Origin of the sequence: Marinobacter sp. bablab_jr003 (genome assembly GCF_016464245.1) — a bacterium.
In the GTDB taxonomy this organism is placed as follows: Bacteria; Pseudomonadota; Gammaproteobacteria; order Pseudomonadales; family Oleiphilaceae; genus Marinobacter; species Marinobacter vinifirmus.
The window spans coordinates 155,693-168,563 of sequence record NZ_JADARC010000119.1; the positions used below are offsets into that span (position 1 = coordinate 155,693).

General features: G+C 60.0%; 13 protein-coding genes and 1 tRNA gene. 10 read left to right on the forward strand and 4 right to left on the reverse strand.

Translation table 11 applies throughout. The annotated features are described in order from the left end of the window. The first annotated feature begins 3 nt into the window (after nt 1–3). The 6 genes from H3Z84_RS12955 (at nt 4) to H3Z84_RS12980 (ending at nt 5,645) form a co-directional block, all read left to right on the forward strand. The gene (locus tag H3Z84_RS12955; RefSeq protein ID WP_199457733.1) at nt 4–1,395 is read left to right on the forward strand and encodes a DHA2 family efflux MFS transporter permease subunit; all 1,392 of its coding nucleotides are present in this window, start codon (nt 4–6) and stop codon (nt 1,393–1,395) included. Nucleotides 1,396–1,432: 37 nt separating this feature from the next. Beyond that, nucleotides 1,433–2,002: a TMEM165/GDT1 family protein gene (locus H3Z84_RS12960; RefSeq protein ID WP_199457734.1), complete on the forward strand. Its 570-nt coding sequence runs from the start codon at nt 1,433–1,435 to the stop codon at nt 2,000–2,002. Nucleotides 2,003–2,054: 52 nt separating this feature from the next. After that, a complete protein-coding gene (locus tag H3Z84_RS12965) occupies nt 2,055–3,110 on the forward strand; it encodes a L,D-transpeptidase family protein (protein WP_199457907.1) in 1,056 nt (351 codons plus the stop codon). Nucleotides 3,111–3,183: 73 nt separating this feature from the next. After that, nucleotides 3,184–3,348, forward strand: a complete 165-nt coding sequence (locus tag H3Z84_RS12970) for a hypothetical protein (protein ID WP_228285848.1) — start codon at nt 3,184–3,186, stop codon at nt 3,346–3,348. 21 nt (nt 3,349–3,369) lie between these two features. Next, complete coding sequence (locus tag H3Z84_RS12975; protein WP_199457735.1) at nt 3,370–4,827, forward strand: NfeD family protein; 1,458 nt, start codon at nt 3,370–3,372, stop codon at nt 4,825–4,827. A 29-nt stretch (nt 4,828–4,856) separates the two neighbouring features. After that, on the forward strand, nt 4,857–5,645 hold the full coding sequence (locus H3Z84_RS12980) for a slipin family protein (protein ID WP_058342252.1): 789 nt from the start codon (nt 4,857–4,859) through the stop codon (nt 5,643–5,645). A 68-nt stretch (nt 5,646–5,713) separates the two neighbouring features. Here the strand turns inward: H3Z84_RS12980 and H3Z84_RS12985 are convergent, their stop codons facing one another. The 3 genes from H3Z84_RS12985 to H3Z84_RS12995 form a co-directional block, all read right to left on the reverse strand. After that, nucleotides 5,714–5,995 (reverse strand): Lpp/OprI family alanine-zipper lipoprotein, encoded by a 282-nt coding sequence (locus H3Z84_RS12985; RefSeq protein ID WP_058342253.1) that lies wholly within the window; start codon nt 5,993–5,995, stop codon nt 5,714–5,716. Between the two features lie 203 nt (nt 5,996–6,198). Further along, nucleotides 6,199–6,753, reverse strand: a complete 555-nt coding sequence (locus H3Z84_RS12990; protein ID WP_094624550.1) for a L,D-transpeptidase family protein — start codon at nt 6,751–6,753, stop codon at nt 6,199–6,201. Nucleotides 6,754–6,865: 112 nt separating this feature from the next. Then, entirely contained in the window at nt 6,866–8,590 is a 1,725-nt protein-coding gene (locus tag H3Z84_RS12995) for a potassium/proton antiporter (protein WP_094624374.1), read from the reverse strand. A 70-nt stretch (nt 8,591–8,660) separates the two neighbouring features. Here H3Z84_RS12995 and H3Z84_RS13000 point away from each other — a divergent pair. Further along, nucleotides 8,661–8,734 (forward strand) — tRNA-Gly (locus H3Z84_RS13000). A gap of 16 nt (nt 8,735–8,750) precedes the next feature. On the opposite strand, the gene H3Z84_RS13005 is transcribed toward H3Z84_RS13000, so the two are convergent. Further along, nucleotides 8,751–10,061 carry an NAD(P)/FAD-dependent oxidoreductase gene (locus tag H3Z84_RS13005; protein ID WP_094624375.1) on the reverse strand — a complete coding sequence of 437 codons (1,311 nt, stop codon included), beginning with the start codon at nt 10,059–10,061 and terminating at the stop codon, nt 8,751–8,753. Between the two features lie 255 nt (nt 10,062–10,316). Between H3Z84_RS13005 and H3Z84_RS13010 the strand changes: the two genes are divergently transcribed. The 3 genes from H3Z84_RS13010 to ectA all read left to right on the forward strand — a co-directional run bounded on the left by H3Z84_RS13010 (nt 10,317) and on the right by ectA (nt 12,695). Continuing rightward, a complete protein-coding gene (locus tag H3Z84_RS13010) occupies nt 10,317–10,940 on the forward strand; it encodes a YbhB/YbcL family Raf kinase inhibitor-like protein (RefSeq protein WP_058342257.1) in 624 nt (207 codons plus the stop codon). Between the two features lie 141 nt (nt 10,941–11,081). Further along, nucleotides 11,082–11,933: a UDP-2,3-diacylglucosamine diphosphatase gene (locus H3Z84_RS13015; RefSeq protein WP_199457736.1), complete on the forward strand. Its 852-nt coding sequence runs from the start codon at nt 11,082–11,084 to the stop codon at nt 11,931–11,933. Nucleotides 11,934–12,179: 246 nt separating this feature from the next. After that, entirely contained in the window at nt 12,180–12,695 is a 516-nt protein-coding gene (gene ectA / locus H3Z84_RS13020) for a diaminobutyrate acetyltransferase (RefSeq protein WP_022990503.1), read from the forward strand. The last annotated feature ends 176 nt before the right edge of the window (nt 12,696–12,871 follow it).

Genomic DNA, 12,871 nt, shown 5'->3' on the forward strand with positions numbered 1-12,871 from the left:
CCCTTGGCGGATAATTCGGTCGAGGGCCTGAAGGCTCGATACGGCGACCGCTGGCGCTGGCTGGCGGTCATCACGGTTGTGATGGGTACCATGGCCACGGTGCTCAGCGCCACAGTGGTCAACGTTGCCCTGCACGACATCATGATGGAGTTCGGAATCCGTCAGGGGCAGGTGCACTGGCTGGCGACCGGCTTTATCGCCGCCATGACCACCACCATGCTGGCTTCCACCTGGTTGCTGGACCGGTTCGGTGTGCGGCTCACCCTGGCCTGTGCCATGGCCATGTTTACCGTCATTTCAGTCATCGGCGGCTTTGCCGAAACTCCCGGCCAGCTGATCGCCGCGCGGGTGGGCCAGGGCGCGATGGCGGGCCTGATGCAGCCAATGGGCATGTTCCTGGTGTTCCGCATTTTTCCGCCTGAACAGCGTGGCCAGGCCATGGGTATCTATGGCATGGGTGTGATCCTGGCACCGGCCCTGGGCCCGGTACTGGGCGGTTTTCTGGTGGACCAGTTCAACTGGCGCTATGTGATGTACGCCCCGGCTCCGGTGACCCTGCTGGGGGTGTGGATGGCCTGGCGTTTTCTGCCATTACCCCGCTCCCGGCCGGCCAATTATCCCTTCGATTTTCTCGGCCTGGCATTGCTGGGCAGCCTGATCGCGCTGACCCTGGACACCCTGACCCGCCTGCAGGAACTGACAGGCCAGGAAGTCCGGGTGCTGGTTCAGGGCGCGGTCGCGGTTGCCCTGCTGGCGGCATTCCTGTTCCGTGCCCGCACGGCCCGTTATCCTCTGATAAAACTGGACTTGCTGCGCCGTCCGGTATTCCTGTTTGCCACCCTGGGTGCCATGGCACTGGGCCTGGCGCTGTTTGGCTCTACATACCTGATTCCGCTGTTTGTACAGACCACGCTTGGCTTCTCCGCAACCGAGGCTGGCCTGCTGATGTTGCCGGCCGGTATCGTGCTGGGCATGACCTTCCCGCTGGCCGGGCGGCTGGCTGACCGGCGCAGTGCCCGCAGCCTGGTGTTGTTTGGTATTGTAGTGTTTGCCCTGTCGGCGGTGCTGTTTGCGGTAACCGGGCACCTGGTGGGCTTTGGCTGGCTGGCATTCTGGGCCATTCTGGGCCGGATCGGCATCGGCTTCATGCTGCCGGCGCTGTCTACCGGCGCGATGAATCCCCTGCCGCCGGAGCTGATGGGGGCGGGTTCCAGCACCATCAACTTTGCCCGGCAACTGGGCGGCGCGTTGGGTGTTAACATCGTGGCGCTGACCATCGAGTTCGGGGAGCATCAGGGTGGGCTTCCTACCTTTTCCGCGTTCCAGTCGGCCTGGTGGCTGGTAGCCGTGTTCGTGGCGGTAGCCGCCATCCCGGTCTGGAAGATGCGCAGCTGAGTTTTCATATAAATTTACCCACCGGAGGCCTTTCTGAATGGATGCTTTTCTCGCATCGACCCTTGCCGTAGCCATTGCCGAGATTGGCGACAAAACCCAGCTGTTGTCGCTGTTCCTGGTTGCCCGCTATGCCACCCGTACCCCGATCATCCTGGGCATCCTGATTGCTACGGTGCTTAACCATGCGCTGTCCGCGTGGATTGGCGCCTGGGTGGCGGCACAGATTCCCGCAGCCTGGCTACCCTGGATTCTTGCCGTGAGCTTTATCGCCATTGCCCTGTGGTTGCTGGTGCCGGATAAAGACGACAGCGACGACTCGAAGTTTCTGGGCATGGGGGCCTTCATGGCCACCACCATCATGTTCTTCCTGGCCGAAATCGGCGACAAAACCCAGATCGCCACGGTGGTACTGGCGGCAAGGTATACCGAGACATTCTGGGTTATTATCGGAACCACCGTTGGTATGCTGATTGCCAATGTACCGGTTATTCTGGCAGGTCGCTGGCTGATGGAGCGCCTGCCCCTGGCCACCGCGCGGATCAGCGCCAGTATTCTGTTTGTGGCGCTGGCGGGGGTTACCATTTGGACAACCTTGATGAACTCCTGACGCCTTCGCCGGTCTTCTGGTGTGGCAGGATTTTGAACAGGAAACAAAGATGATGCAGTTGAAGTACCGTTTCTCGTGGCTGCTGGTGCTGTTGCTTGCCAGCCTTGGCATGCAGGCCAGTGCCCAGCCTGCGCCGGAACCCGGGCCCGGGGAGCAGGAAGATGCAAAGGAAGAAATCGACCGGTCTCCGCGGGTGCCAACCTTTCCCCTGAACGGTGACCTGGCAGGGGAGTTGCAGGTATTCACCACCGCCTATGAAGACACCTTTGCCGGCATTGGTAACGAACTGGCGCTGGGCTACCTGGAACTGGTTAAAGCCAATCCCGGCGTGGATCCCTGGCTACCGGGGGACGGCTCGGTGATTACCCTGCCCCGTATGTATGTGCTGCCGGATGTGCCGCGCAAGGGCATCGTGATCAACCTGGCCGAATACCGTCTTTACTACTTTACGGAAGATGGCGTGCAGGTGTATCCGGTCGGCGTGGGTACCGAGGAAAATCCCTCACCGCTGACCAACGCCGAAGTGACCATGCCGCTGGAGTCTCCGGCCTGGTATCCGCCGGCCAGTATCCGGGCCGAGTACGAAGCCTCCGGCGATTACCTGCCCAGGATGATTCCCCCGGGCCCGGGTAATCCGCTGGGTTCCCATGCCCTGTTGTTGAGCGAGAAAGGCTACCTGATTCATGGCACCAACAAGCAGTTCGGTGTCGGCATGGCGGTCAGTCATGGCTGCTTTCGCATGTACAACGAGGATATCTCCCGCTTTGTCTACCAGGTGGAGAAAGGCACTCCGGTACGGGTGATCCGTGAATCGGTGAAGGTCGGCCTGTCGGGTGGCGAGGTCTGGCTGGAAGTGCACCGGCCCCGGGAAGATTACACCGCCGAGGATCGCGACAAGCTCTGGCAACAGGTGTTCGAGAAAGTCGAAACCTTTGTTGAGGAACATCCGGACGTGCAGGTGCGGCGACAGTCTATCGAGATTGCCGTAGACCAGGCCGATGGCATTCCCACCATGATTGGCGAAAAGCTCACGCAGATGGCTTCTGAAAAGAGCGCCGAACCGCCCCGGGAACAAAAAACCGAACCCGGGCAGACGCTGTACTTCTGATAGCGTGGCGGATCGAACAAGGCCTCTTCTCACCCTGTACCCGGGCTACACTAGCACCGGGATTAACGAAAAGGTGAAGAACACACCGTTTATTGTGGATGCACAGACCGGGTGCCGTGCTATGGTGAAAGCCATAGAAGCCGGAAAGGCCGAGCACTTTGTGCCGGCCTTGCCCTGGGCACCGCTGGGTTTCATTATCAGGCGCTTGCCGGAGGCCGTTCTGGCGCGCATGTTCTGACCATCCCGACCGGAGGGCATGATGCACGCACCGCCATTCCAGAGTCGATCCAGCCACCGGAGGGCAACCTTCTGGGGGCTAGTATTCCTGGCCGGAGCCCTGCTGTTACTGGTCAGCCTGTCATGGCAGGTACTGGCCCAGCAGGAACGGCGCGGAACCGCCCTGGTGCTGACCGTAGAAGGTGCCATTGGCCCCGCCACCATGGATTACGTAACCCGGGGTCTTCGCCGGGCCGAGCAGGATAATGCAGGGCTGGTCATCCTGGAGCTGGACACCCCGGGTGGCCTGATGGACTCCATGCGGGAGATCATCAAGGCCATCCTTGCCTCCGACGTGCCCGTTGCCACCTACGTTTCGCCCCAGGGCGCCCGCGCCGCCAGTGCCGGTACCTATATCCTCTACGGCAGTCATATCGCGGCCATGGCCCCGGCCACCAACCTGGGCTCTGCCACGCCGGTACAGATGGGCGGCCTGCCCGGCTCTCCGGAACCAGAATCTCCTTCCCCTGCAGACAACGCACCTGAAGACGCCGGCGAAACCGAAGACACCAGCGCTGAACCGGAAAAACGCCGTGGTGACACCGCTATGGAACGCAAGGTGCTGGAGGATGCCGTCAGCTATATCCGTGGCCTGGCCGAACGCCACGGCCGCAACGGTGACTGGGCGGAAGAGGCTGTGCGCGAGGCGGTAAACCTGGGGTCCAGTGAGGCGCTTGAGCTCAACGTGATCGATGTGGTGGCTCCGGACCTGGCAGGACTGTTGTCCGCCGTTGACGGTCGCACCGTGCAGATGGCCTCTGGCCCGCGTACCCTTGAAACCGCCGGGCTGCAACTGGTTCGGGCCGAGCCGGACTGGCGCACCCGCCTGCTGTCGGTGATCACCGATCCCAACGTGGCCTACTTCCTGATGATCATCGGCTTCTACGGCATTATTTTTGAGCTGGCGAACCCGGGGGCCGTGGTGCCGGGCGTGATCGGCGCCATCAGCCTGGTGCTGGCACTGTTTGCGTTCCAGGTACTGTCGGTGAATTACGCCGGCCTGGCGCTGATTATGCTGGGGTTGGCATTTATTGTGGGGGAAGCCTTTGTGCCCAGCTTCGGGATACTGGGTATCGGCGGCATTGTCGCCTTTGTGACCGGTTCGGTGATCCTGATGGATGGCAGCCACCGGCAGATTTCCCTGCCCACCATTGGCGGAACAGCGGTGGTGGCCGGTGGTTTTATGCTGTGGACAGTCACCCGCTTTATCGGCCTGCGGCGCCGGCACCCGGTCAGCGGCAGCGAGCAGATTGTCCATGAACATGGCCTGGCGCTGGACGATTTCAAGCCGGAGCATGACCAGTTCCTTGGCCATGTCCGGGTCAGTGGTGAGCGCTGGAATGCCCGCAGCGGCTCGGCCATTACGGACGGCATGGAAGTCAGGGTAACCGGCATCGACGGGCTGACCCTGCAGGTAGAGCCCGGGTCTGACGCAAGGTAGAACAATCACAGGCAATACAAGGAGGCCGTATGAATCTGGGTGATTTCATTCCCTATCTCGCACCCACCGTGGTGCTGTTGCTGATCCTCGGGTCAGCGATAAAGATCCTGCCCGAATATGAGCGTGGCGTGGTGTTCTTCCTGGGGCGCTTCCAGGGCGTGAAAGGGCCGGGCCTGATTATCGTGATTCCCGGTATCCAGCAGATCGTTCGGGTAGACCTGCGGGTGATCACGCTGGATGTGCCCAGCCAGGATGTGATCTCCAAGGATAACGTGACCGTGCGGGTGAACGCCGTGCTGTATTTCCGGGTAGTGGATCCGGAAAAGGCGATTATCCGGGTGGAAGACTATGGCGCTGCGACCAGCCAGCTGGCCCAGACCACCCTGCGTTCGGTGCTGGGTAAACACGACCTGGACGAGATGTTGTCAGAGCGTGACAAGCTGAATGCGGATATCCAGGAGATCATCGATGCCCAGACCGAGGAGTGGGGTATCAAGGTGGCCAACGTGGAAATCAAACACGTAGACCTGAACGAATCGATGATACGCGCCATCGCCCGGCAGGCCGAGGCTGAGCGGGAGCGGCGGGCCAAGGTTATCCACGCCGAAGGTGAATTGCAGGCTTCAAAGAAACTGGTTGAGGCGGCAGAAGTGATGTCGGCCAACTCCGGGGCCATGCAGCTGCGCTACCTGCAAACGCTGGCGGATATGAGCAATAACAACTCGTCCACCATCGTGTTCCCGCTACCGATGGATATGATCAAGAACTTTCTGGACAATCAGTCCGGAAACAAGGCACCTGACAAGCTGGATCAGTAACTCCCTGACTTTTCAAACGCCCACAAAAAAGGCCGGTTGAACCGGCCTTTTTCTGCTTTGCGTCAGCCTTACTTCTGGCTGGCACGCTCCAGCATACGCTTGGCGCGCTCGTTCGCTTCGTCAGCGGACTTCTGAGCAGCGCGGGCAGCAGCCAGGGCTTCTTCAGCAGTCTGCTGAGCAGTGCGAGCATCGCTTGCAGCGCTGTTAGCAGTGTTCAGAGCGTTGTTGGCAGTCTGCTCAGCGGAGCTTGCAGTTGCATTGGCTTCGTCGATAGCAGCCTGGTCAGTGGTGGCACAACCTGCAGTCAGAGCAGTGGCCAGTGCAAACCCAGCGATCGTCAGTTTACGCATGGTAAATCCCCTTATTGGTCGTTTTATTTCCTGTGATCCAGAAGTCAGTATAGACGACTTCCTGTCAGCTATGCCCGATAGGCAGTGACTACCGGAGTCGTTAAACAGTGTAAAACACTATGAAGCAAAATGTTAACTGAGGATAGGTAAAAATTCTTAGCTTATGACAACAACTTAATCGGCGTGTCATGAACGTACCGGGGTCAGGGCATGATCCGGATGGGGGTGCCGTCGTTAACCAGGGCCCAGATCTCATCCATCTCTTCATTGGTCACGGCAATGCAGCCCTCTGTCCAGTCCAGCCCCACATAGGCAAAGGCCATGTCGCCGACATCGTTGGGCAGGCCGTGAATCATGATGCTGCCACCCGGGTCGAGCCCCCAGGCCTGTGCCAGCTCCCGGTCTTTCGGGCTCGGATAGGAAATATGGATGGATTTGTAGAAATCGCTCTCCGGGTTGCGCCAGTCAAGGGTGTAGTCGCCTTCCGGAGTGCGTGAGTCGCCTTCATAAAGCTTGTGGCCGACCGGGTTGTCGCCCAGGGAAATCCGGTAACTGCGCACCTTGCGATCGCCACTGAGCAGGTGCAGGCGGCGCTCGCCTTTATTCACTACCACCTGGGTAATTTCGAAGTGGTCAGCCAGCCCGGGTTCCGGGATAGCCGGAGTCATCCGGGTGTCGGCCCGGGCTAACAGCTCGGTAGCCCCGGCAAAGGGGGTAAGGAGTGCTACAAAAACGATCAGAAAAGCTCGAAAAATCATGGCGCCGGCGATGGATATCCAATGGTTAAACTTTGTTCATGCAGTTTATAACACAGCGGGCAGGCGGATTGATAAGGGGTTTTGTTACATTTTTTGGCGCCGGGGTGCCTGCTTAGTCATTTTGTGATGTATCCATCTTCAGGCCCACCTTGGTTACCCGGTCTGCCTCGGTGGCACGGGCTACCAGGGTGACCGGGCCCAGAATGACCTTGTCGCCCACTACCGGGTGGCCCTTGGTGCGCTTGGCAAAGCATTCTGCGAGCGAAAGATCCGGTGGAAATTCATCGAATTCGATGCCGTACACCTGCTCTACGTCCCCCAGCAAGGCGTCGCCATTGAGCACGAAGTCACCGAAGAAGGCACGCTCGGCCAGGTGCTTCGGTGCCTGCCGGCCACTCAGGGCCTTGCCAAGTTCCGGAAGTACCGCAGGTGTGGCGAACATGGCGACGACGTCTCCGGTCGAGACTTCCAGGTCTTTGGTGGGCTGCAGGCACTGGCGATTCCGGAAGACCCCGGCAACGGCGGTGTTGTCCGGAAGCCGCAGCTGCCCGAGCCGTTTCGGTGATTCCCAGTTCTGGCCCCGGAGCGGGAACAGCATCAGCTCGTGGTCGCCCGCCGCGGGGGCATCCAGGGGCAGGCGCCGGTAAGGGTCTTCGCCGGCTGGAACTTCCAGCTTCAGTTTGCGGGCCAGCGGCGCCATGGTTGTGCCCTGTACCACAAGCGACACAAGCACGATGAAGAACGCGGCATGGAACACCAGCTGGGCATCCGGCAGACCGGCGATGATCGGGAACAGGGCCAGGACAATTGGTACCGCGCCCCGCAGGCCCACCCAGCTGATAAAGCCCAGTTCCCGGCGGTTGAAGCCGAAGGGCCAGAGCGTCAGCAGAACCGTCAGCGGGCGAATCACGAAGATCAGTGTAAAGGCCAGAATCAGGCCGCCCCCAGCCAGGGGTACCAGGTCAGACGGGTTCACCAGCAGCCCCAGCATCAGGAACAGACACAGCTGGGCCAGCCAGGCCAGGCCATCGTGTACCTGCAGGATCATGGGCATCATTCGCACGTGGCGATTACCGATCACCACGCCACTCAGATATATGGCGAGAAAACCGCTACCGCCAATGGCGTTGGTGGCAGAAAACACGGCGATGCCGGCTGCGGCCACTAACAGGGGGTAAAGAGCGGGCGTCAGGCGCATCCGGTTGGTCAGGGCGACGATGGCAAAGCCGCCCAGAATGCCCGCCGGCGCTCCGATACCGAATTGCTGGACCAGCATCAGCAGGCCGGAGGCAAAGGCACCGTCCTGGTGCTGGCTGATCAGGGTAACCAGCATCAGGGTCAGGAAAATAGCCATCGGGTCGTTGCTGCCCGATTCGATTTCCAGGGTGGCGCTGACCCGTTCGTTAAGGTGCAGTCCCCGGCCCTGAAGCAGGGAGAAAACCGCAGCGGCATCGGTGGAGGAGATAATGGCACCGATCAGCAAGGCGATCAGCCAGTGCAGGTCAAACACCCACCAGGCAACGATTGCCGCTCCGCCCGCCGTCAGGGCGACACCCACGGTGGCCAGCATCATGGCGGGTTTCAGGCCAACCCGGAAGGTGTCCACCCGGGTGCGCATACCGCCGTCCAGCAGGATGACACCCAGGGCCAGGTTGGCGATCAGGAAGGCGAGTTCGACATTATCGAACTCGATACCCCCGGGCCCGTCCTCGCCCATCAGCATGCCCACCACCAGAAAGACCAGCAGCACAGGCATGCCAACGCGGCTGGAAAGGGGGCTGAGCACGATGCTGAAAACCAGCATCAGGGCGCCGATCAGGGTGAAGGTGGGATCCATCAGACTCCAACTAAAGGGGCTTGCCCGGCCATAGCTGCGGGCTTATATTGCTTGAACAGACATTATGCCGGCGGGCGTAGCTCAATGGTAGAGCTTCAGGTTCCCAACCTGGTGACGTGGGCTCGATTCCCATCGCCCGCTCCAGTACGGCAATTTCCCCTCAGTGCAGCTTCAGGCGCGGGTGCATGGCCCGGCTGATCTTGTCCATGAGCCAGATAATGCCCGTACGCACAAACCCGTGCAGCGCGACCTGGTGCATCCGGTACAGGGACACGTAAAACAGCCTGGCCACCTTGCCTTCAATGTACATGCTGCGGCCAGACAGGTTGCCCATCAGGTTGCCAACGGTGGTGTATTTGCTGAAGTTGATCAGTGAGCCGTGGTCGTTATAGACAAAGGGTACCGCTTCCTTGCCTTCAAGCCGGTTACACAGGGTTTCGAACAGGGTATCTGCCTGCTGGTGGGCGGCCTGGGCCCGTGGAGGCACCGGTCGGTCAGAATCCGGTTGCGGGCAGGCTGCGCAATCACCGAAGGCGAAGATGTGGTCGTCCCGGGTGGTTTTCAGGGTCTGTTCTACCATCAGCTGGTTGCCGCGGTTGGCCTCCAGCCCGTCCAGGTCGGCCAGAAAACCCGGAGCCTTGATACCGGCGGCCCAGATGGTCATCTCGGACGGCAGTTCAGTGCCGTCTTTCATCACCAGGCTGTTCTCCCGTACTTCGCTGACCGGCTGGCCGGTCAATACCTGCACTTTCTGGCGCTGCAGTTCCCGGGTTGCGGCGGCAGACAGCCGGCCAGGCAGTGCCGGCAGAATGCGGTCAGCCGCTTCGATCACACTGATGGAAACGTCTGATGACTTCAGGTGGTTCATGCCGTATACCGGTAGTTCCCTCGATGCCAGCCGCAGCTCCGCAGCCAGTTCCACACCCGTGGCGCCGGCCCCGATGATGCTGATGTTCAGGCTGTGGGGCTTGCCCTGCAAGGCTTCATGATTCTTGCGCAGGAAGGCATTGAGCATCAGGTTATGGAAGCGCCGTGCTTGGCGCAGGCTGTCCAGGAACAGGCAGTGCTCCTGGGCACCCGGAGTGCCGAAATCGTTCGCGGTGCTGCCTACCGCAATCACCAGGGTGTCGTACGGGATGCGGCGTTCCGGCACCACTTCATTGCCTTCGTCATCGTGGAAGGCCGCAATGACGATTTCCTTGGCTGAGCGGTCGAGCCCGCTCATCCGGCCAAGCTGGAATTCGTAATGGTGCTTGCGGGCGTGGGCGCGGTAGTTGATTTCGTTGGCGCTGGCGTCGAGGGAACCGGACGCGACCTCGTGCAGCAGGGGTTTCCAGACGTGGGTCAGGCCGGCATCGACCAGGGAAATGCGGGCTTTGTGTTTCTTGCCCAGTTTGTTGCCCAGCCGGGTGACCAGTTCCAGGCCGCCGGCGCCACCGCCGACAACTACGATGTGGTGCAGGTTTTCCATAACGATCGCCTTGAAGTGAAGAGAGCCAAGCGCTCTTTCGGCGAAAAACGCTTGGCTGTCCTCACTGACTTTGTCCAGTCCCTGACTGGAGGCGGCTAATACTAACGTCGTAGTTCCGGCATGACAATTCAACGAAAGTGGCTTTTTGCTGCCTCGTTGGGCCTGGTCGCGATTGATTAATCCGATGCCATGCGGCACTTTAGGGTAAACGCCCACAGAGGCTTGGACCATAACCCTGCTAACAGGAGAACCACTGTGAAACTGGAAGTCAAAGGCATTGCGGACGGCCAGCCGATTCCCGAAAAGTTCGCGTTTGGTGTGTTCAGTGAACAGGACCACATGAGTTTTGGCCCCAACCGGAACCCGGAACTGGTGTGGGAAGGCGCGCCGGAGGGCACCAAAAGCTTTGTGGTAGTGATGTTTGACCCGGATGTGCCCAGCGTGGCCGACGATGTGAACCAGGAAGGCAAGACCGTAGCGGCCGACCTGCCCCGGGTAGACTTCTTCCACTGGCTGCTGGTGGACATTCCGGCCAGCGTTGGTCGTATCCCGGAAGGTGAGGACAGCGACGGCGTCAGTCCCAAGGGCAAGGAACATGGCCCCGGACCGATCGGGGTGCGCGGTGTGAATAACTACACCCAGTTCCTGGCCGGCAATCCGGACATGGCCGGCACCTACGCCGGTTACGACGGCCCCTGCCCGCCCTGGAACGATGAGATCATCCACCATTACCACTACGAAGTGCATGCGCTGGATGTGGAAACGCTGGGCCTGGATGGCGAATTTGACGGCAACGACGTGCGCCAGGCCATGGCCGGGCATGTGCTGGCCAGTGCCCGGGTAACCGGTACCTACACCCTCAATCCGGATCTGCGCTGAGCGGGTTCTGACGGTGCGGGGCTTCAGCAGCTCCGCGCCGGCCTTCATCTAACTGTCTCGTGGTTGTCACCTGCGTGTCACCCGGCCTTGTCAGAGTTTTTCCTGCACTCTGACGGCTGGCGTGACAATGCAGGAGGCACCATGGGCAATTATCGCAGCGTCTTCATCTCGGATGTCCATCTTGGCACAGCGGATTGCCAGGCCGGGCAACTGCTGGATTTCCTCAATACCATCCGGTGCGACACCCTGTACCTGGTAGGCGACATCGTCGACCTGATTGCCATGCAGCGCCGGGCCCACTTTCCGGAAAGCCATCGGCAGGTTGTTCACAAACTGTTGGAGCTGGCCGCCACCGGCACCCGCGTTGTCTATGTGCCCGGTAACCACGATGAATTCTTCCGCCGCTTCTGTGGCCAGACCCTCTCCGGTGTGGAGCTTCTCTACAAGGCCGTGCATACCACCGCGGATGGGCGGCGTTTCCTGGTATGCCACGGTGACCAGTTTGACCAGGTAGTGCGCTGCAGCCCCCTGATGTTGCTGGTGGGTGACCATGCCCATGGCCTGCTGCTGCGGTTGAACCGCTGGTTCAATGCCCTGCGTCGGTTGCAGGGCAAACCCTACTGGTCGCTGGCGGCCTGGATCAAAAGTCGCATAGGTAAGGCCAGAACCTTTATTCGCCGGTTTGAACTGGCAGCGCTGACAGCCGCGGAGAAGGGCGATTTCGATGGTTTTATTTGCGGCCACATTCACTCTGCCGGCTTCTTGCGTGGCGAGGACGGCCTATACTGCAATGATGGTGACTGGGTTGAGCACTGCTCGGCCCTGGTGGAAACAACCGATGGCGAACTGCAGTTGCTGCAGTGGTCTGGTCAGCCGGTGATTGTCATGACCGAGCGGGATGCGCCGGCGGTGGCGGGCCCGGAAGGGGATCGCCCGGTGGTGGACGTGCTGACGCCGTCGTTCATCGAACAGGTTAATCGCATTGCCGGTTGATGGGGCTGATGTTTGGAGGCCTAAATAATTTGGTTTCGGCGCTTTAGCTTTGGGTGACCGGTCACTCGGGGTTTTACGGTAAGCTGTCAAAGTAAATTATAAAAAACATTAAGTTAAAAGAGTTTTTCAAGAGGCTATTGGTACCTTGCAGCGCCAGGGAGGGCGGTAGCCAGAGAGGGCCGACTTGAAATATATTTTGTGGTCTATATAATTCAGCCCTAACTTTCGAAGCGAATTGATCACGTTATGACATCAGAAGGATCGAATACCACCGCCATCACCTTGCGCAAACCTACCAAGGATGATGGCTTCAGGCTCCACCAGCTGGTTGCGGAATGTCCGCCGCTGGACCCCAACTCGATTTACTGCAACCTGTTGCAGTGCAGCCACTTTGCCGAGACCGGCGTGGCGGCGGAGAAGGACGGCGATCTGGTCGGCTTTATCTCCGGATACATCCCTCCCCAACAGCCCGAGACCGTGTTTGTCTGGCAGGTGGCGGTACACGAAAAAGGTCGTGGCCAGGGCCTCGCCAAGCGGATGCTTAAGGAAATCGTAGGTCGGGACGCGTGCAAGAACGTCACGCACCTGGAAACCACGATTACCGAAGACAACGAGGCTTCCTGGGCGCTGTTCCGCTCATTTGCCCGTGATCTGGGAGCCGAGCTCACCTATCACGAGCACTTCGAGAAAGAGACCCACTTTGGCGGCAAGCACGATTCTGAGTTCCTGCTGCGCATCGGGCCTTTCACGAAGCCTGTCTGAGAGCCCTGATTCACAACATGTGAATCGCTGACTGCGAATCTGAACAGCCGGCAGGCCACCCGAGGTGGGCCTGCCAGATGGCTGACATCAACGCACGGCGGGACTGTTGCGACCGACACGTTTTACCAGCAGGCCACCGCGCATTTACCTCGAACCTGACATGCTAAGAGGCAAGA

What these genes read in the sequence shown, in the direction of transcription:
- H3Z84_RS12960 (WP_199457734.1), top strand. Translation starts at nt 1,433, where the DNA reads ATGGATGCTTTTCTCGCATCGACCCTTGCCGTAGCCATTGCCGAGATT.
- H3Z84_RS12965 (WP_199457907.1), top strand. Translation starts at nt 2,055, where the DNA reads ATGCAGTTGAAGTACCGTTTCTCGTGGCTGCTGGTGCTGTTGCTTGCC.
- H3Z84_RS12975 (WP_199457735.1), top strand. Translation starts at nt 3,370, where the DNA reads ATGCACGCACCGCCATTCCAGAGTCGATCCAGCCACCGGAGGGCAACC.
- H3Z84_RS12980 (WP_058342252.1), top strand. Translation starts at nt 4,857, where the DNA reads ATGAATCTGGGTGATTTCATTCCCTATCTCGCACCCACCGTGGTGCTG.
- H3Z84_RS12985 (WP_058342253.1), bottom strand. Translation starts at nt 5,995, where the DNA reads ATGCGTAAACTGACGATCGCTGGGTTTGCACTGGCCACTGCTCTGACT.
- H3Z84_RS12990 (WP_094624550.1), bottom strand. Translation starts at nt 6,753, where the DNA reads ATGATTTTTCGAGCTTTTCTGATCGTTTTTGTAGCACTCCTTACCCCC.
- H3Z84_RS12995 (WP_094624374.1), bottom strand. Translation starts at nt 8,590, where the DNA reads ATGGATCCCACCTTCACCCTGATCGGCGCCCTGATGCTGGTTTTCAGC.
- H3Z84_RS13005 (WP_094624375.1), bottom strand. Translation starts at nt 10,061, where the DNA reads ATGGAAAACCTGCACCACATCGTAGTTGTCGGCGGTGGCGCCGGCGGC.
- H3Z84_RS13015 (WP_199457736.1), top strand. Translation starts at nt 11,082, where the DNA reads ATGGGCAATTATCGCAGCGTCTTCATCTCGGATGTCCATCTTGGCACA.
- ectA (WP_022990503.1), top strand. Translation starts at nt 12,180, where the DNA reads ATGACATCAGAAGGATCGAATACCACCGCCATCACCTTGCGCAAACCT.